Raw genomic sequence first — 19691 nt, forward strand, 5'->3', positions numbered from 1 at the left:
ATAACATAGAGTTATGACGAATCTTTACTATATTTATTAAATAGTTAGAGGGCTAAGTTTAGGCGTCAAATTTCAAACGCCAGATAAAAGATGATAAAGAAAGCTTGTGTCTTTCTTTATCACTTCTGAGCGACACGCAAATTGCGAGTCGTTTTGAAACTACATAATTGTTATTGCATCGTTGCAGGCAAAGCCGATGTCAGGATCTGATCGAGCGCTTGCTTTGATGTCGGCTTGGACAAACGTCCATCCATAAGCTCACTGATTTTTCTTAGCTCGTTTTCTCCCGATTCCCCTGACAGAGCAATGATGGGTAGAGACGGGTGTGAGCGCTTGATGATGCTGGCTGCTTCAAACCCATCCATGACGGGCATTTGAATGTCCATAAATACGAGATCAACAGGGTTATTCTGAATCGCCTCGACCGCGGCTTTCCCGTTATTTGCCAATAGGACGCTATAACCCAACTGTTCAAGATAAAGCTTAGCAAGGGAGAGCTGAACTCGTTTGTCGTCTACGACGAGGATTAACGGTTTTTCCTCGACTTTGGCTGAAGTCTCGACTTGGTTTGAAATCGCGATTGCTGGTGTGCAGGTAACGACCTCTGAGTGTGGGCAAATCTCGTTATTAACTTTGACATTAGTGGTGTCAGGCATCGATGGAAAAGACAAATAAAATGTTGTGAATTGACCTTCCTGCGACTCGCAACGTATAGAACCACCAAAGGCTTTCATGACTCGCTTACAGTATCCCAATCCTAGTCCACTGCCACCGCTCTTTTTGTGGCTAAAGAAATCGTCGAATATTTGAGATAGGTATGCTTCAGGAATTCCGGGACCACTATCAGAAAATACGACTTGGTTTTGGTCATCACCTTTTAACGTTCGTATTGTTATTGTGCTGTTCGGGTAGGAGTCAAAATAATATATCGCATTACGTAGTAAATTGAAGAGAACGAAATTAAATAAGGTTTCGTTTATTTTGACGACAAAATCTTGTTCAATATCTAAGTGGACTCTTTGACGCATAGAGTCGTCATCAAAACCATACTGATTCACTGCTGCAAGTATCACCGATGACATAGATGAAGGGATCACAGGCTCTTGAGCGAGTGATGCATTACCCACTTCTCGCATGATGATGTCAATTAGCTGGTGACCGCGTTTTATTGCCTGTTTTCCTTTGTTCACATGCGTCACAAGCTCCTCAGGTGGTCGGTTGTTATTGATTCCCGACCCTAGATGTTCAAACTGAAACTGGACTTGGGCAAAGGGGTTACGCATCTCATGAGCAATTGAACTGGCTAAAGCTTGTGACTGACGAATCTCACGTTCGTAGTTAATATGTACTTGTACTTTTTGAAACACTCGCTCTAATGCTGATAGCTCTTCAAAAGAAAAATACACACCATCGCTCTTAGAGCTTGAAACTAAAACATGTGAAAGATTGTTTTTACTTTCATATATAGGCAGAACAAGGGCAGATTGCGTTTTGCTCATGTTGTTGTGAATCAGGCTTAACGTATGATTTCCGGATTGCGATAACACCTCTTCAATTTCTTCGATGACGAGTGCGGCGCTGTGACCTTTAAAATATGCACGGTAAAGATTTGCTCCTTGATAGTCATCAAGTAAACGAAGCTTGTCTTTGGGAACTTCTAAATAATCGGCAAGGCTTTCCATTGCTTGAGCAGGTGAGCGCTGAAATTCTTCTTCCAAACGAGAAATACGTTCCACCGGACATAATGAATCGCCGTATAGAAGTAGGCTGACACCTTTTTGAATCTTTTTGTAGAGTGTTTGCCAGGTCATACCAACGAGCAAGACCAATAATAATACGTCGGTCAATGTCATCTCACCAAAGGGGTAAGGTATTGAAATCAAACTCGCATAAATAAGGGCTGTTATTGCAACACTCAGAGCAATAAAGCAAATGTATTTTGGACTATAGAATCTAGAAGTAAGCAACGCATAACCCATGAACAGCATTTCACTGAGCGACAGCGCAGGTGGTAACCAAGTGAGTGAAAAGTCATTGAAAAAATAGGTTATGCCAACTTGAATAATAGCTGTCGAACACATGAAGATTGTTATGCCTAATATCATGTAGTTGATGCGAGTTCGACGAATAGGGCTGTTACTATTTTTCAGTGAAAGTAGGTTGGTAAACGTCAGTACAACTAGTGTGGTAAAACCTAGGAAAAAGTACTTAGTATAAGGACCGAATTCTAGTTGAAAGTTGCTTGGGGCAGTGATTTCTATAGCTTTTACAGTCCAGTCTGGAAGTAGGTTGCAGGCAACACCAAAGATAGAAATAGCCGAAACTAATACCGTTTGCCAATGGGGTACTGATCGGCCCGTGTAATATTTGTGTAGCTTCGCTATAAAGCAGTACGCGGAAGCGAATGCAAGTAAGGTGGCTAAGTTGGCAACAATAGCCATGTTAACCGCCACTTCATCACTAAAATGAACAAGTAGGCCTGTATGGAAATAGCTATTGCTAAGGATCCATATGAAAACGCCAATTGTGTAGCAAATATAGTAGCTATATTGCCGCAAACTGAATGTTCCATGACGTTTTGCAAGCGCTGTACAAAAGTAGACAGCCCAAATCAGCACGAGTAGGGCGGTGAAAATTAAAACGACCGCCTTGGTATACATAAGTTGACTCAATAAATAACTGAACATGATGTTCTGCTTTCACCAGTTTTTGACGTTGCGATCGTTGGCCCGAATTTTATTTGTAGTCTTCGTCGATATTCATTTGGGTCTTAGTCGCTAACCAAGGTTAGAGTGAAAAATTCTAAGACAGTCAATGACGATATGTTTAGTGGATCAACGCTTGGTAGTCTTGTCTACATGACATAAAAGATTATGCAACTGATTTTTTATTTGTGTCTGAGCCCGGTCTCATTTTTTGACATTAAAGGCTTCTTGTAAGAAGAGTTTTAGAGGGGATCGTGCTCGAATACAGCTACGCTAGGTTAAAATTTTTAGTGCGACGATCAACATTATGATGAATCAAAAAGCGGAAAAAGTGCATTGTTTTCCTTTTTACCGCTTTCTGATATTTCGGCTTTTATGGAGTGTTGTTCTGCTTTTGATTGTAAAGGTTCGGCTAATGGGCATTCATAGGCAGAGCTGATGTTAATATTTGATCAAGTGCTTGTTTGGACGTAGGTTTTGAAAGCCGTCCATCCATTAGCTCACTGATCATACTTAGTTCTCTTTCTCCAGACTCTCCAGATAAGGCAATAATAGGTATTGTTGGATTAGATAGTTTTATGATGCTCGCTGCTTCAAAGCCATTCATTATTGGCATTTGTATATCCATGAAAACCAGATCAACCGGGTTGTTACGAATGATCTCAACGGCGACTTTACCATTGTTGGCCAGAACGACATCGTAACCTAATTGAGCAAGGTACAATTTGACGAGAGAGCGTTGAACCTCTTTGTCATCGACAACCAAAATTAGGTGTTTATTAGATCTTTCAATCGATTGCGTCAAATTAGCAATTAAATCGGTTGTTTGCTTTTGTATAGTCGTGGAGGGAGCAATGTCTACCTCGATCTGTGATGCACCTGTGACAGTTGGGAATGATAGATTAAACTCTGTATATTCGCCTACCTGAGATTTACAGCGAATTGATCCTCCAAATGCTTTCATCACTCGTTGACAGTAACCTAGTCCCAAACCACTTCCGCCACTCTTATTATGACTAAAAAAGTCGTCGAAGATTCTGGCGAGATAGTCTTGAGGGATACCTGGGCCTGTATCTGAAAAAATCACTCGATTCTCATATTCCCCTTGCTTTGTTCGAATGCAAATGGTGCTGTTAGGGTAAGAATCGAAGTAATACATTGCATTCCGAAGTAGATTGAACAAGACAAAATTGAAAAGAGTTTCGTTGAGATTAACGACAAAGTCCTGGCTGATATCCAGATGAACTCTTTGACGCATCAAATCATCGTCAAAACCATATTGATTCACCGCTTTTTGAATTGCTAAAGACATAGATGTTGGTGTCGCAGGTTCCTGATCAAGAGATGAGCTATTTACCTCTCGTAGGATAATATCAATGAGCTGACTACCGCGATTAATTGCCTGCTTGCCTTTATCTACGTGTATGGTGAGATTATTATACGGCTGCTGGCTTTCAATTTTCTGTCCTAAGTTTTCAAACTCAAACTGCACTTGGGCGAGAGGATTACGCATTTCATGAGCGATAGAATTTGCTAATGCTTGTGATTGACGTACTTTTTGTTCATAAGTGATATGAAGTTGAACCTTCTGAAGTACACGTTCTAACGCAGCTAATTCTTCATAGGAAAAATAGACGCCTTCTGGTTTTGAGCTTGAAACCAAAACATGGGAAAGCTGTTTGGTACTATCGTAGATGGGTAAAACGAGAGAGGATTGAGTTTCCTTCATATTACGGTGTATGATATTGAGTACTGTATCTTCGGTTTGTGACAGTTTTTCTTCAACTTCATCAATCACCAATGGAGTATTCTGCTCCTCAAAATAGCGCTGATAGACGTTCGCCCCTTGATAGTTGTCTAATAAGCGAAGTTTTCCTTTGGGTACTCCAAGGTACTCAGCGAGCTTTTTCATTGCTTGGGTTGGCGATTGATGAAAATCGTCTTCCAAAAGAGCTATTTTTTCGACAGGAGATAGTGATTCGCCATAGAACAATCGACTGCTCATTCCCCTAACCATTTTATAGAGTCTTGGCCAAGATATCCCGATTATTAGAGCGATTATTGCGATCCCTGATACACTCGCACCCTCAAAAGAATAGAATGAGGAAATAAAGCCAGCATAAATAAATGCAGTTATCGTCACACTGACTAAGACATAGCTAATATACCTTGGGCTGTAAAATCTAGAGGTTAATATGGCATACCCCATAAACAGAACTTCTCGGACAGATAATGCAGGAGGTAGCCAGGTTAATGAAAAGTCGTCAAAAAACAGCGTAAATCCCAGTTGTATTATCGCTGTTGAAAACATAAATATGGTCATTCCCAAAATCATGTAGTTGACGCGAGTTCTGCGAATTATATTTGGGTTGTTTTTTAGACATATTAGGTTAACTAGCGTGAGTACAACTAAAATAGCAAGTCCTAAAAAAAATGGCTTGGTATATGGTCCAAAATCTAGCTCAAAGTTGCTTGGGCCTACAATGCTTATCCCACGTACAGTTAAGCCGGGTATCAAGTTACAAGAAATGGCGAATACAATTGTTATAACGACAATAGTGCTTTGCCAACGAGCAATAGACTGTTGAGCATAGAAACTATGCAGTTTGGCTGAAAATAAATACGCAGAAGCGAATGCAATGAGTGCAGACAAGTTTGCAATAATTGCCATGTTTACAGCAACGTGACTGCCAAACTCTTTGAGAAAGTCTGTATGAAAATAACTGTTGCTTAGAATCCAAACAAACAGCCCTGCCATGTAGGATAGGTAATAGGAATATAACCGTATGCTCGCTTTGCCGTAGCGCTTGATGAGCGCTGAACAGAAGTATACTGCCCATATCAACAAGGTCAGCGCTGCGATAATCAGGACTATAGCTTTAGGGTATAAAACCTGATCTAATAGATAAGTGAACATAATGTTCTAATTTCACCAATTTCTAACGTCATTTTATTTAATTAAATCGAGTGATACATCATTACCCTAATTCTCGATATATCGTATCTCATTCAAACTTTTAATTTATTTAAGCCATATCTAGTTTGATTTATTATGTTTAGGTACGATATTTTTTGGTAATGTATGTTTATAAGTTATTATTTTTATGACTTCTAGCTATTATCAAACCTCAACATTATTGATGTATTTAACATTAGGATAGACTTGCTATTGTACCTTGTTCAAAGCAAGCTAGTCTTGTTATATAATAAAATTATTTATGCAACTAAATTTTGTACCAGTCTTAGTCTCATCATTCAGCCGAAGCTCTAACGCTTTGCCGTCTAAGTTAAGCTCGATAAGTTACCACAACTTTGTGTTTTACCAATAAACTCTCTAAAATCATAGGCGGAAAAGCCTCTGATCTTCCTACTGTTCTTGTTCAGTTTATGAGTGGTGCACCTTTTACAGACATGCAAGCCAGCATCTGGATTAAAACTTGCTTGATGACGAGCATAGCGAAGAAAATGTGCTGCGGCTTCCTCTAAAGCTAACTGGCTTGAGTATATGGTTCTGCCATACTGTAAGTCGATATGTAGCTCTGAGCATTTTAACTTTAGTTAACTGTTTGAATTGACTATCAAGTCAAACCAAAAATTTTTTTGCCAATTATTTCAGTCCCTAATACTGATGAATTTAATTTTTATTAATTATTTCATATATAAAACAAAAGCTTAACAATGTTTGTGTGTTGCTTGAGACATTAGGGCAGTGTGCTTATCTGTTTGTTTTTTATGATTAAAGTGTGTTCAATTAATAAAAAAGTTGGCGAAAATCAGAAGGTTGGCATACACTTTCCCAAGTAAAGCCGATATGTTGTTGATTGGCTGGGCAAAATGCTTTGGCGCTGCCAATCCGGCAGCATTGTTTAACACAGCTTTGAGGAAAGTTTTATGGCGCTCACAAAGGCCGATTTGGCTGAAAACCTGTTTGAGAAGCTTGGATACAGTAAACGGGATGCCAAGGAAACGGTTGAGGCGTTTTTCGAAGAAATTCGTAAGGCACTAGAGAGTGGCGAACAGGTAAAACTGTCTGGATTTGGTAACTTTGATCTTCGAGAAAAAAACGAACGTCCAGGTCGAAACCCAAAGACGGGTGAAGACATTCCAATCAGTGCTCGTCGCGTTGTCACCTTCCGCCCGGGGCAAAAACTAAAAGCCCGTGTAGAAAATGCCAAGGTAGAAGACTAACAGGCACTCTGCTTGTCAGTTGAAACCGCTAGAATTCTAGAAGACGAATTAGTCTGTAATTCGTCTTCTAGTTATTTCTAAAAAATACCCAAGCTTTAAGCTTGGGTATTTTTTAATGTTTAGTCTCGTTTCCACAGGACATGACAGAACTTATGTTCCGGGTCTCGGCTTACCAGTAAACGAGCAAACACTTCATCCAAGACATCATTCTCTTCGTTGACTAGACCAATGCGGACTTCCGCGTAGGTTTCTTTGTCAACTTCAAAACCCACATGACCTGCCCAATCATCGCCAGTTTCAACCAACTCAGCAGCACCACGATCGTCAAATTGAGCAGTGAATATAATAACGTCTGCGGCTTCCAGATTATCTGGAGCCATCTCTAGAAAGATGTCATAGGCCGTTTCAATGGCGTCATCGTAGGAGATCAGTTCAGACATAATTACGCTCGGCTCATGTATTTACGTTCAGTGGTATTGATAACAATACGGTCACCTGTTGCAATGTATTCAGGGACTTGAACTGTCAGGCCTGTCGCGAAACGTGCTGGCTTTGTGCGCGCCGAAGCTGAAGCGCCTTTGATTGATGGGTCAGTTTCTTCGATCACAAGCTCAACAGAAGCTGGAAGCTCTAGCCCTACTGCATTGCCATCCACGACAATCACGTGTAAGCCTTGAATTTCTTCAGTGACAAACTGCAGCTCATCTTCAATTTCTTCTTTCTTGAAGGTGTATTGAGTGTAATCTTCGTTATCCATGAAAATGTACTCGTCACCATCAACGTAAGAGAAAGCGACAGCACGCTTAAACATGTCTACCGTCTCAACTACGTCGTCTGATTTAAAGCGCTCATCGACACGTCCGCCTGTTGCAAGATCAGTACAGCGCAGTTTGTAGATTTTTGCGCCGCCGCGACCACCCGGAGTGGTGACTTCGATATCTTTAATCAGGAGTGTTTTGCCGCTCGATTCGATAGCAAAACCTTTTTTAAGCTCACTTGCCCTTGGCATAAAAGTGTTTCCTTAGTGTGGAATGGAATCGTCGTATTATATACATAGTGTTTAAGGGAAGGAATATCTTGATTCGTGCCTGCGTGTGGGCGAACATTAAAGAATCGAAAGCCTAAAAATTATTGTTATCAACTAAATGCATCTTTCTGTTATTGACCCTAAGCAACCTTTTCAAGAAAGGTATCAACCTGCCATTAACGATCTTATCGCTTTTCTAAAGGGAGGGTTGGGCGACAACCTGCACAGTGTCTATCTTTACGGTAGTGTTGCTCGTAAGAGGGCAAAGCCTAATCGTTCTAACTTAGATGTGTTGGTCGTTACGCATGACAGCTTTAGTGATGTCAGAACTACCTTGTTTAACTCTATTAAATGGCGTTTTCAGAAGTCTTACCCATTCCTAACAGATGTGTCGTTAAAAAATACGCTTGCGAAAGAAGTGGCGAGCTTAGATAGCATTTTTTCTTGGGGATTTCAGCTTCGTCATTGCTCGGTGTGTATTTACGGTGAGGACCTTTCTGAGTGTTTTGGTGATTATGAGCCAAGCTGGGAAATCGCTAAGCATTGGAATATGGATGTTGAAGATTGGGTCGCAGTGTACCGTAATCGTATTGCACGTTCTGCAACGCCAGAGGAGCAGTCAAAAGCACAGATAATTATTGCCAAGAAACTGTTGCGTGCGAGTTATTCCTTGGTGATGTACAAAGATAAAAATTGGTTTGATGATCCTATTGAATGCGGGCAGAACTTTCTTCGCTACTATCCTGATAAACAGGTCGAAATTGAGCGATTAGGGATTTTGCTCACGGGACGCGTGATCGCAAAACGCTCTGTCGTTGGCATTCTTGATGGTTTCGGTGAGTGGCTAGCTAAACAGTACAAGAAAACCGAATTTAAGATAGGTTAAGAGCTTGGCTCGTTCAGAACAAACCGAGCTGAGGCTCACTGAGCGTTGAAAAGTCGATACCAATGAAAGGCAAGATAGCTTCTGCAACAGGCTGAAGCTGTTTATCAATGTAGTGCTGATAATCAATGTTGCTCTTAAGGTATTCTTTGGGCTCAGGGCCAGAAATCGTAATCAGATATTCAATTCGTCCTTTGTTTTGGTATTGCAAAGGGCGGCCTAACTGGGCATTGATTTCATCTGCTAACCGAGCTGCACGCACTTGTGGTGGTACGTTTTTCTGATACTCGTGTAGCTTCCGGCGTAGCCTTTTTTGGTAAACCAGCTCATCATCAAATTCGCCCGCCATGGTTCTTTCGACAAAATCCCGAACGTAGTCAGAGGGATCTTTACCATGGAAAACCAGTGAATACAGATCTTGCTGAAAGCGCTGAGCGAGCGGAGTCCAGTCGGTGCGAGCACTTTCCAATCCCTTAAAGACAATTTTTTCCCTGTCGCCTTCGCCAATCAAGCCTGCGTAACGCTTTTTGGATCCTGTTTCTTGACCACGGATAGTTGGCATCAGAAACTTCTTATAGTGGGTTTCATACTCCAGTTCGAGGATTGAGGTAAGGCCGTACTCTTGTTTGAGATGGGTCGTCCACCACGAATTGATATGCTCGACAAGCTGGTGGCCAATCTCATCTGCTTGCTTTTGAGAAAATTGCCCGTTCAAAGAAACAAACGTCGAATCTGTATCCCCATAAATCACTTGATAGCCTTGCTCTTCGATGAGTACTTTCGTCTGCTTCATGATTTCGTGACCACGCATAGTGATACTTGATGCTAAGCGAGTATCAAAGAAGCGACAGCCAGAAGAGCCCAGTACGCCGTAGAAGGAGTTCATAATGATTTTGATCGCCTGTGAGAATGCCTTTTCGTTGTTTTTCTTGGCGATATCGCGCGCCGCCCACAAGTTTTCGATCATCTCGGGCAAAAAGTGTTTGCTACGATGAAATTGACCGCCGCGAAATCCTTCAACAGCCTGGTTCTCTTGTTTACCCACGTCCAATCTCAATCCTTCGATCAAACCCATTGGGTCAATTAGGAATGAACGGATAATGGAAGGGTACAGGCTCTTAAAATCCAGAACTAACACCGAATCATACAGGTTTGGGATGGAGTCCATTACATAGCCCCCTGGGCTAGCCAACCAGTTTTCAGAATGTAGGTTAGGGGCAATGTACCCAGCACGATGGATTTGTGGCAGGTAAAGATTGGTAAATGCCGCGACCGAGCCGCCGACACGGTCCAGTTCAACGCCAGTCAATTTAGAGCGTTCGATGGCGAACTCAAGCAAGTGGGTGTGGGCAAAAATCTTGTTGACCAGAACACAATCTTGCAGGTTGTACTTTGCAAGTGAGGGTTTGTCCTTTTTGAACATGTAATTGATTTCGTCCATTCGATCATGAACGTTGTGGATTTGTTTACCCTCTCCGAGTAACTCCTGAGACACTGATTCTAGCGACCAGCTTCGAAAGTGATAAGTGGCGGTTTTTAGCGTATCGATACCATCTAAAACCACGCGACCTGGGATTGATATGAATGCTTGTTGAGTGTTACTTGAGGTGCGGAAAAAACTCGCCTGATTCGCACGCCCAATTGCTAATCTGACTTTATTCCACTCGGCACGTTTATGTAGCAGCCTAAAGTCAAAGTCAATGACGTTCCAACCTACGATGACATCGGGGTCAAATTGTTGAAACCACGTGATCAGTGAGAGCAATAAGTGTTTCTCGTCTTGGACCCACTCAACAGCGGTTTCAGCAGCTTGCGGTTCTCCAATCATAATGACGCGGCTGTCCATAGGACTATCGAGTCCTATAGAGTAAAGAACGCCTTTCTCTGAACATTCAATATCGAGCGAGACAACCTTTAATTGAGGAGTATAGTGACCCTGACGGCATTTGACGTTTGAAAAGCGAGTGTAGTCTTTCCTGCGTTGAGGGTGACCGGTAAATTCGACACTGCCTTGAACAAAGCGCTCCATTAAATATCGATCAGCAAGGCGTATATCGTCTTCGAGTACAAGAATTTCATGATGTTTGAATTTCTGACTTAGCCGTTGTCCGTCTTTAACGGTTAAGCAGTAACAAGCCGCAAGTTTTACATCATCAAAGCTATGCAGCGCCAAAGGTTTTATCTCAGCCTGAATGGATAACTCGTTAACCAAAGCTTGGCATTGTTCGATATCGTCTTGAGGAATAAAGAAGACGGGTTTTTCTCCCGGTACAACAAGCTGTACAGGCCCATTATCAGTAGATAACCATAAATCGATCTGAGTTTGACCAGAAACATCTCTGGCGTGGCGGGTAAGTAGGAAACCTTGTTGGACGGACATTTGTACTGCTCTAAATGAAAACCAAGCAACGGATGAAGCTTGGTTTCACTAGCTTAGCATAAGCAGGCGTTCTCTTAATAATAGATAAAGCCTGTCAGTTTGGCGCCAATGTTCTCAGACTGCCAACTTTGATAACTCAATTGCGTTCGCACAGCAAAATTGCGATTAAAGCTCCAGTTCCAGCTTGCATCAATTTCGACATGGCTCTCTTCCTGAGAGTTAATCAGCGCCATATATTGAGCTTGTAATCCTATTCTATGATTACGTCCAGCTTGGAAAATTGCTCCCGTTTCCAAGCCGATCCCAGGGACTGCGTCATATTCCGTCAGGTTGCCGCCACTGACTGCACCTGAAAAGAGTGTGTATACGTGGACTTTGTCTGGTGAGCCCCAGGCCTTGCCAAAGCCACCTTGTCCAAACCATCTTCCTGCCAACTTATTAGACAGAGGCTGCCTGTCAAAGCCAGTGCGAATATTCCAAGCCCAACTGTCGAATACTCTATTACTTGGAGCAAGCGCCATCGTGTCGATAAAGTAAAACCTATCGAGTCGAGAAGTGCCTTGCTGATCAATACTCACTTGAGTATCTAGAAAGTTGATCTGTGCGCCGGGTATGAAGCCATCCTGTGAGTCAAGCAAATCATGATACGCCGCTCTCCATTCAATGGTGGCTTGATTACTGTACTCATCCCAGTATTGGTAGCTCAGTCCGATACGGGCGGAAGCGTGCCCTTTTTCTGGTGGAACGTCAGGCTGAGGAACTGGGGTAAACGGAGACTCTACTTTGATTCTGCTGCGCAGATAGAGCAATTTGGTTAGCCGTTTGGCTGTCGGGTCTCGTTCTAAACCGGAGTCATACAATTGAAAGTTTAACCACTCGTAGGCGAGCTCTAGAATCGCGGCTCGTTCTTTATCTGAGAATTCGTTTTCACTCGGGTACTCGCCTTGCGTCGCTTTTTTAGCAGCCTCGAAGATTTTCTCATCGGCTTCATTGGCTTGATGTAGCAATCTGGTGCCAAATGCCTCGCGATATTGAGGCTCTTCCAATAACCCGCTTTCCGCTAATGCATAAACCGTATCTGACGGAATGGCCTGTATCGAGAAGTCTTTGGTCAAGCGTAAGTCTTCCCGAGCGACATCCAATAGCGACAGCAACTGATAAGAACAGTTTTCGTCTAAGAAATAGTAATCAAACTCTGCTCTTTGCATTTCCCATAAGTGTAATAAAACCCGATTTACTTCCTCTTCATTGAGTTTAAGTTTGTATTCCCAAATATCTCTCGATTCGATGTCGTTGTATTCACGAACTTTTCGATAATATGGCATCACGGTGTAACGACCGGGGTAGCTGCCGATCAACCCTTTGATCGCAAAAAGAGCGGGATTGTCATCCGTTTCTGGCTCAGCAGCAAAATTAATGGCAAATGCGACCAATTCTTTATATCTGGTTTGATCCTTAGCGTCGACACGCAATAGGGTGTGACCAAACATCGAAGAAGGGTTGTTCATAAATGCTGTTGGGAAAACAAGCGTAAGACCAGCCGGGTCGATGACTTGGCTCCAAGTTTCAAGCTCTGGGCAGTTCAATATCGCCTGGCGACCTTGTTGCTGCTCAAGCCAGCTATAGCGTGCTGGATATTGACACTGAGTCTCTAATGCAAGTTGCTTATCCTCGGAATAAAGCTGACTGATGGTTGCCTCAAGCTCCGCTTTTGGAGAGTACTTTCCCTGTTCCGAAAGAAAAAATTCGCTTTTATCGACGGTACTTTCGTATCCAGATAGAAGCGCAGGCAAATAGTGGCCGAGCTTATGCCAGTATGAGTGCTTGGAGAGCTGTTCTACATCGAATTCACTAGCGATTGATGCTGAAGGCAATAAAAGGCTCAAACTTAAGCCACACAACAAAGAGGTTTTTAGCAAAGGGGACTTCATCTAATACACAGTCTTACAGGTCGATTGAGCTTCTACTTTTAGCGTCAGGATACAACAAATAATAGGGAGGCTTTAAGGTGGTGTGGAAAAGGTGCCTAGAAAGGCACCTCTTAATAGGGCATTGATTAAATAGCGTAACCCGCTAGTTGTGCGTTATCCGCAACAACGTTGTTCAGGTTTACGAATACTTCTTGAGAAGTGACATTTTCAGATTTGAATACTTGCGCGAAGTTTTCTTGAGCTAGAGTGTTGAATGTCGCTTTGTCAGCTTCATTGATGCCCCAAACTTCAGAAAGCGTTGCAAGAGTTTCACCTTCGCCTTTAGCGATATCACGTGCTAGGTTGTCCATGTTTCCATCAATGAACATCGCTAGCTTTTCAGAAGAAGAAATTGTACCCGTGCCGTCACAACCTAGAGTACCGAAAGTGATACCAAAAGTTTGGTTACCAGAAGTGCCGTTAGTTGTAGCCGCTAGAATTTTAGAAACTTTACCTGACTTACCGTCGAATACCATAGTACCCAAACCACAACCAATATCATTGTCAGCAAGTGCTAGATTAGACATAGGAAGAGTTGTTGCTAGGGCTGCCACTGCTAGAAGCTTTTTCATAACATATCCTTATAAGATAATATTTAAAATGTATTTTTATCTGTGCAACCATATGTACTGCACCGTGTATTAATAAGTGAAATTAGATTCATTTTCAATGGTAAGCCTCGTGTTGTGTGTCCGTATGCCGATTTTTGAATCATAACCTCAACGTATGACTTAACTTATTGATTGCATGGTCATTAACGTGCTAAGCAGCAGATATGAAAATAAGTACTTGCTAAAGTTTGCGTTTGAGCACATATTCAGAGTAAGTAAAAAGCGTAATTTAAGTTAAAATAGGCTGCCATGCTGTTATCCACTACGAATAGTGGGTGCAGAGCCAATCAAGAAGTGTGGAGATACAAGTTTGATAAGTGTTTTCCTTGTAGATGATCACGAGCTGGTTCGCACAGGGATACGACGTATTATTGAAGACGTCCGTGGAATGAACGTAGCAGGGGAAGCTGAAAGCGGTGAAGACGCAGCGAAATGGTGTCGTAGCAATCATGCCGATGTCATTTTGATGGATATGAATATGCCGGGTATTGGTGGCTTAGAAGCAACCAAGAAAATCTTGCGGTTCAATCCTGATGTGAAAATCATCGTTTTAACTGTTCATACGGAAAATCCGTTTCCAACTAAAGTGATGCAAGCAGGTGCCGCAGGTTACCTGACTAAAGGTGCGGGGCCAGATGAAATGGTCAACGCAATTCGTGTTGTAAATAGCGGCCAACGTTATATTTCTCCTGAAATTGCTCAGCAGATGGCGCTTAGCCAATTCTCTCCAGCATCGGAAAACCCTTTTGCCGATCTTTCTGAGCGTGAGTTGCAGATCATGATGATGATCACCAAGGGGCAGAAAGTAACCGATATTTCAGAGCAGCTGAATTTGAGCCCGAAAACCGTCAACAGCTACCGCTACCGTTTGTTCAATAAACTGGATATCAGCGGTGATGTAGAGTTGACGCATCTAGCCATCCGCCATGGAATGTTAGACACCGAGACATTGTAGTGACCGCCACATTCGACTCGGCTTCCTTTCTAAAAACCGTTACTAATCAGCCCGGCGTGTACAGAATGTATAACGCCGAGGCTGTTGTCATTTATGTAGGTAAAGCCAAAGACCTCAAAAAGCGCCTTTCTAGTTACTTTCGTAAGAAAGTAGACAGCGAAAAAACACGAGCTTTAGTCAGTAATATTGACAAGATTGATGTCACGGTAACGCACACCGAAACCGAAGCCCTGATACTTGAACACAACTACATTAAGCAGTATTTACCTAAATACAATGTATTACTGCGTGATGACAAATCATACCCTTACATTTTTGTCAGCGGCCATAAGCACCCGAGGCTATCGATGCACCGCGGCGCAAAAAAGCGCAAAGGAGAATACTTTGGGCCTTACCCTGACTCGGGAGCTGTGCGGGAAACGCTACACCTAATTCAAAAAATTTTCCCGGTTCGACAATGTGAAGATACGGTTTACAGTAATCGAACTCGACCTTGCCTGATGTACCAAATTGGCCGATGTGCGGGGCCATGTGTTAGCAGTATTATCTCCGATGAAGATTATGCAGAGCTGGTGGGCTTTGTTCGTTTGTTCCTGCAAGGAAAAGATCAGCAAGTTCTCACGACCTTGGTTGAAAAAATGGAGCAGGCCAGTAAAAATCTTAAGTTTGAAGACGCGGCGAAGTTCAGGGACCAAATTCAAGCGATACGCCGTGTTCAGGAGCAGCAATTTGTTTCTGAAGACTCTCAAGATGATATGGACGTCTTAGGTTTTGCTCAAGAGAACGGCATTGCATGTATCCATATCCTGATGATTCGCCAAGGTAAGATTTTGGGCAGCCGTAGCCATTTTCCTAAGATTCCCAATGATACGACTCAAGAAGAAGTGTTTTATAGTTTTTTGAGTCAGTATTACCTGAGCCACAACGAAGCACGAACTATCCCGACACGAATTATCCTTAACTCCGGCCTGATGGAAGAATCGCTGCTATTACAAGAGGCTTTAGGCGAGATTGCCGGACGTAAAGTCCATTTTCATGTTAATCCGACGGGAACTCGTGGGCGCTACCTTAAGCTGTCGAATACCAACGCACTGACAGCCATTACTACCAAAATCAATCACAAGATGACGATATCCCAACGCTTTAAAGAGCTACGGGAAGTCTTAGGTATGGATATCATCACTCGTATGGAATGTTTCGATATATCCCATACGATGGGTGAAAGCACGATTGCTTCCTGTGTTGTGTTTAATCAAGAAGGACCAGTGAAGCAGGAATACCGTCGCTACAATATTACTGGGATTACCGGTGGTGATGATTACGCCGCGATGGGACAAGCTCTCGAGAGGCGTTACTCTAAGCAGCTGGATGTGGAAAAAATCCCGGATATTGTGTTTATTGATGGTGGTAAAGGGCAGCTTAACCGAGCATTTGAAATCATTTCACAGTACTGGGGAGATTGGCCTAAGCGGCCACGTTTGATTGGTATTGCGAAAGGAGTGACGCGTAAACCAGGATTGGAAACTTTGATTACTACAGACGGTGAAGAGTTTAACTTGCCTAGTGACGCACCAGCTCTACATTTGATGCAGCATATCCGTGATGAAAGCCATAACCATGCTATTTCGGGGCATCGGGCCAAACGTGGAAAAACAAGAAGAACCAGTGCCTTAGAGGGCATTGAAGGGGTGGGGCCGAAACGACGTCAGGCATTGCTCAAATACATGGGGGGATTGCAGGAACTTCAACGTGCCAGCGTTGAAGAAATCGCCAAAGTCCCTGGGATTAGTGTTTCTTTAGCAGAAAACATTTATCAAGCATTGAAACAATAGGAAAAATCCCGCACCATAAGAGCCCTGTTTTTAAGCAGTGAACAGAGCAATACGCAAACGATAAGAGCCTCAATAAATATGCGTTTAAATATCCCTAACATTTTATCTTTGTTACGACTTTTCCTTATTCCAGTATTTGTCGTGGTTTTTTATCTTCCTTACAGCTGGGCGCCATTTGCAGCGGCAATGGTGTTCTGGGTTGCAGGGTTCACGGACTGGCTAGATGGAATGTTAGCGCGAAAGTTGGGGCAAACCTCCCGTTTTGGTGCTTTTATCGATCCTGTTGCTGATAAAGTCCTCGTCGCGACCGCTCTGATCCTTGTCACTGAACACTACCACTCCATTTGGGTCACAATTCCTGCTGTGACTATGATTGCTCGAGAAATCATTATTTCTGCATTGCGTGAGTGGATGGCAGAAATCGGTAAACGTGCCAGTGTGGCAGTTTCATGGGTAGGTAAAGTAAAAACGCTTAGCCAAATGTTTGCTTTATGGGTGCTTATCTGGCGTTATGATGACTGGATGATTTGGTTAGGTTACGCCGCGCTTTATGTTGCTACCGTATTGACCTATTGGTCTATGGCACAGTATTTAATGGCAGCAAAAGACGATCTTCTCAGTGAAGAGCATCATTAAAGAAAACGGGCAATAGCCCGTTTTTTTATACCTCTCATCTACTTTGTTTAAGTTAACTTGGTCAAAATCAAAAGAATTTTGAAAGTAAATTAATCAAATTAGAAGCTTTTGACTGTTAATTAGACAAACGATTCAAAAAATTAAAAATAGTGTTGACTCATTAGTTCGAATCCGTAGAATGCATCCCGTACCCAAGAGGAACGCAGCGAAATAAGCGAGACGATTGGTGTTACGAAGGCGCGTTGGCAGAGTGGCTATGCAGCGGATTGCAAATCCGTGGACCTCGGTTCGACTCCGGGACGCGCCTCCATTTGCGACACTAGCTCAGTTGGTAGAGCGCAACCTTGCCAAGGTTGAGGTCACGAGTTCGAACCTCGTGTGTCGCTCCAAATTTTATGATAGCGATTCCTAATGGGTCGATGTCAAAGATGGTGTCTCCATCACAAATTTAGATTTGTGTGCCCTGGTGGTGGAATTGGTAGACACAAGGGATTTAAAATCCCTCGGCGTTCGCGCTGTGCCGGTTCAAGTCCGGCCCGGGGCACCATCTAACTAACGCATTATGCGACACTAGCTCAGTTGGTAGAGCGCAACCTTGCCAAGGTTGAGGTCACGAGTTCGAACCTCGTGTGTCGCTCCAAATTACGAAGCCCTGACCATTTGGTCAGGGCTTTTTTGTATTTTCATTACATAAGAAATCAGCGGCAAAAAGCCGCTGAATTTTAGCTCACAAAAGGTGGATGGTTTATACAAGCTCGGCGAGCATTTCATCCGAATATTCAGTCAACACTGAGCCTGATTTTACTTTTTCGACATAGTCAGGGTTGGCGATTAATGGGCGACCAATTGCCAGCAAATCAAATTTGCCAGACTCCAAAGCTGCATTTCCGGTTTCTGGTGTAAAACCACCAACCCCCATTAGTGTCTTACTGTAGTTTGAACGCATATATTCTGAAACGGTGCCATCTAGGTAATCAAATGACATGCTATCGTCAAAAATTCCCACGTGAAGGTAGCTTAGATCACGGCTTTCGAGTTCTTTGAGCAAGTAATCTGAAACCTGACGATCGCGATTGTCTGGCTCCATGTTGAAGTAAGCACCCGGAGAGAGTCGTAGTGCTGTTCTATCTTTACCAATGGCATCAACGATTGCATCGACCACTTGCAACGGGAAACGTGCCATATTTTCAGCTGAGCCACCAAATTCGTCGTCTCGAGTATTGCTTGAATAATGTAGGAATTGGTCGATCAGATAGCCATTTGCTCCGTGGATTTCAACCCCGTCAAAGCCTGCTTCTAGAGCGTTAATAGCGGCCTGACGATAATCTTCAACAAGTTCTTCAATCTCTTCTCGGGTCGCTGGCTTAGGCGTGGTGTAGGTCAGCTCTCGCATGCGGGGTACGCTGCCTTCAACGCTGACTGCGGAAGGCGCAAGTACATATTCTCCATTGAAGAAATGAGGGTGAGCAACACGGCCAGTGTGCCACAGCTGGACAAAAATCTTACCGCCTTTCTCATGAACCGCGTCTGTCACCTTACGCCAGCCAGCAATTTGCTCCTGACTGAAGATTCCAGGGGTATTTGGATATCCCTGACCATCTGGGCGAATGATGGTCGCTTCACTAATAATCAAACCAGTGTCTGCCCTGCGAGCGTAGTAATCCACCATCGCTTGAGTTGGAACTAGGCTGTCATCAGCCATACAACGAGTCAGTGGTGCCATTACAATTCTGTTGTTCAATGTAATGGTGTCGTTCAGCGCTAATGGTTCAAATAGGTTATTCATGACGTTCCCTTTGTGGTTTTTCTTGAATGCCCATTCAAGTTAGTCTAATTTGAACAAGCATTCAACTACTTTTTTGAATGCTTGTTCAAAATAAAGTAGAATCAATCCATATTGATAATTGAGATAAGAGAACCAATGCGCAGCGCTGAATTTGATCGGGAAGAAGTATTACGTTCTGCAATGGATGCTTTTGTAGCTAAAGGGTACGCTAAGACCAGCATGCAAGACCTAAAAAAGGTAACTGGACTGCACCCCGGTTCGATCTATTGTGCCTTTGAGAACAAGCGGGGCTTATTGATTGCGGCATTGGAACAGTATCGTGATGATAAATCGCAAGAGTTTCAGGCCTTGTTTGACTCTCAACCAACAGTGATGGCTGGCTTTGAGAAATATTTAAGCTGGGTGGTCGAAGAGTGTGAAACGGAAGAAATCAAAGATTGTTTGCTGCAGAAATCACTCAGTGAGATGGCACAGCAGGATGATGAAGTGGAACATCTTATCAGCATGATGCTTCAAGATTGGCATCAGTCTATTGAAGAGAAGCTTGCTCAGGCGCAGCAGGCGGGTCAAGCATCTCAAAAAAAATCGCCAGCTCAGTTGGCTCAATTTTTGGTGATGGGCATCTATGGCATGCGGACTTTATCTCACACTCAACCCAAGCCTGGAGTGTTAAGTGAGCTCAAGGATGAACTACTGGAGCATATCAGTGCTTAAGAAA

The 19691-nt window shown here is 43.0% G+C and carries 14 protein-coding genes and 4 tRNA genes; 10 read left to right on the forward strand and 8 right to left on the reverse strand.

Annotation, left to right across the window (positions count from 1 at the left end; translation table 11 throughout):
• Positions 1–170: 170 nt before the first annotated feature.
• On the reverse strand, positions 171–2687 hold the full coding sequence (locus F0265_RS14175) for a response regulator (protein ID WP_171749368.1): 2517 nt from the start codon (positions 2685–2687) through the stop codon (positions 171–173).
• A gap of 430 nt (positions 2688–3117) precedes the next feature.
• On the reverse strand, positions 3118–5622 hold the full coding sequence (locus F0265_RS14180; RefSeq protein ID WP_171749369.1) for a hybrid sensor histidine kinase/response regulator: 2505 nt from the start codon (positions 5620–5622) through the stop codon (positions 3118–3120).
• A 974-nt stretch (positions 5623–6596) separates the two neighbouring features.
• Between F0265_RS14180 and ihfA the strand changes: the two genes are divergently transcribed.
• Positions 6597–6893, forward strand: coding sequence for an integration host factor subunit alpha (gene ihfA / locus F0265_RS14185; protein WP_045974367.1), 297 nt, complete (start codon positions 6597–6599; stop codon positions 6891–6893).
• A 119-nt stretch (positions 6894–7012) separates the two neighbouring features.
• Here ihfA and F0265_RS14190 read toward each other — a convergent pair whose 3' ends face one another.
• Positions 7013–7333, reverse strand: coding sequence for an HI1450 family dsDNA-mimic protein (locus F0265_RS14190; RefSeq protein ID WP_019277053.1), 321 nt, complete (start codon positions 7331–7333; stop codon positions 7013–7015).
• A 2-nt stretch (positions 7334–7335) separates the two neighbouring features.
• Positions 7336–7902: an elongation factor P-like protein YeiP gene (yeiP, locus tag F0265_RS14195; RefSeq protein WP_006962727.1), complete on the reverse strand. Its 567-nt coding sequence runs from the start codon at positions 7900–7902 to the stop codon at positions 7336–7338.
• 136 nt (positions 7903–8038) lie between these two features.
• Here yeiP and F0265_RS14200 point away from each other — a divergent pair, with 136 nt between their 5' ends.
• Positions 8039–8806 (forward strand): nucleotidyltransferase domain-containing protein, encoded by a 768-nt coding sequence (locus F0265_RS14200; RefSeq protein WP_065741539.1) that lies wholly within the window; start codon positions 8039–8041, stop codon positions 8804–8806.
• A gap of 13 nt (positions 8807–8819) precedes the next feature.
• Here the strand turns inward: F0265_RS14200 and F0265_RS14205 are convergent, their stop codons facing one another.
• The 3 genes from F0265_RS14205 to F0265_RS14215 all read right to left on the reverse strand — a co-directional run bounded on the left by F0265_RS14205 (position 8820) and on the right by F0265_RS14215 (position 13725).
• Complete coding sequence (locus tag F0265_RS14205) at positions 8820–11183, reverse strand: DNA polymerase II (RefSeq protein WP_171749370.1); 2364 nt, start codon at positions 11181–11183, stop codon at positions 8820–8822.
• Between the two features lie 74 nt (positions 11184–11257).
• Positions 11258–13114: a DUF4105 domain-containing protein gene (locus tag F0265_RS14210; RefSeq protein ID WP_171749371.1), complete on the reverse strand. Its 1857-nt coding sequence runs from the start codon at positions 13112–13114 to the stop codon at positions 11258–11260.
• Between the two features lie 125 nt (positions 13115–13239).
• On the reverse strand, positions 13240–13725 hold the full coding sequence (locus F0265_RS14215; RefSeq protein WP_171749372.1) for a DUF3015 domain-containing protein: 486 nt from the start codon (positions 13723–13725) through the stop codon (positions 13240–13242).
• A 349-nt stretch (positions 13726–14074) separates the two neighbouring features.
• Here F0265_RS14215 and uvrY point away from each other — a divergent pair, with 349 nt between their 5' ends.
• The 7 genes from uvrY (at position 14075) to F0265_RS14250 (ending at position 17827) form a co-directional block, all read left to right on the forward strand.
• On the forward strand, positions 14075–14719 hold the full coding sequence (uvrY, locus tag F0265_RS14220; protein WP_006962720.1) for a UvrY/SirA/GacA family response regulator transcription factor: 645 nt from the start codon (positions 14075–14077) through the stop codon (positions 14717–14719).
• Entirely contained in the window at positions 14719–16551 is a 1833-nt protein-coding gene (gene uvrC / locus F0265_RS14225; protein ID WP_171749373.1) for an excinuclease ABC subunit UvrC, read from the forward strand. The genes uvrY and uvrC overlap by 1 nt, the downstream gene beginning before the upstream one ends.
• Before the next feature lie 78 nt (positions 16552–16629).
• A complete protein-coding gene (gene pgsA, locus F0265_RS14230; RefSeq protein WP_006962717.1) occupies positions 16630–17187 on the forward strand; it encodes a CDP-diacylglycerol--glycerol-3-phosphate 3-phosphatidyltransferase in 558 nt (185 codons plus the stop codon).
• A 236-nt stretch (positions 17188–17423) separates the two neighbouring features.
• Positions 17424–17497: transfer RNA gene (locus F0265_RS14235), tRNA-Cys, on the forward strand.
• Positions 17498–17500: 3 nt separating this feature from the next.
• A tRNA-Gly gene (locus tag F0265_RS14240) sits at positions 17501–17576 on the forward strand.
• Between the two features lie 71 nt (positions 17577–17647).
• Positions 17648–17734, forward strand: a tRNA-Leu gene (locus F0265_RS14245).
• A gap of 17 nt (positions 17735–17751) precedes the next feature.
• Positions 17752–17827 (forward strand) — tRNA-Gly (locus F0265_RS14250).
• Between the two features lie 105 nt (positions 17828–17932).
• On the opposite strand, the gene F0265_RS14255 is transcribed toward F0265_RS14250, so the two are convergent.
• Positions 17933–18973, reverse strand: coding sequence for an alkene reductase (locus tag F0265_RS14255; protein ID WP_045984872.1), 1041 nt, complete (start codon positions 18971–18973; stop codon positions 17933–17935).
• Positions 18974–19108: 135 nt separating this feature from the next.
• Between F0265_RS14255 and F0265_RS14260 the strand changes: the two genes are divergently transcribed.
• The gene (locus F0265_RS14260; RefSeq protein ID WP_171749374.1) at positions 19109–19687 is read left to right on the forward strand and encodes a TetR/AcrR family transcriptional regulator; all 579 of its coding nucleotides are present in this window, start codon (positions 19109–19111) and stop codon (positions 19685–19687) included.
• The last annotated feature ends 4 nt before the right edge of the window (positions 19688–19691 follow it).

This window comes from Vibrio sp. RE88, assembly GCF_013113835.1.
Taxonomy (GTDB): domain Bacteria; phylum Pseudomonadota; class Gammaproteobacteria; order Enterobacterales; family Vibrionaceae; genus Vibrio.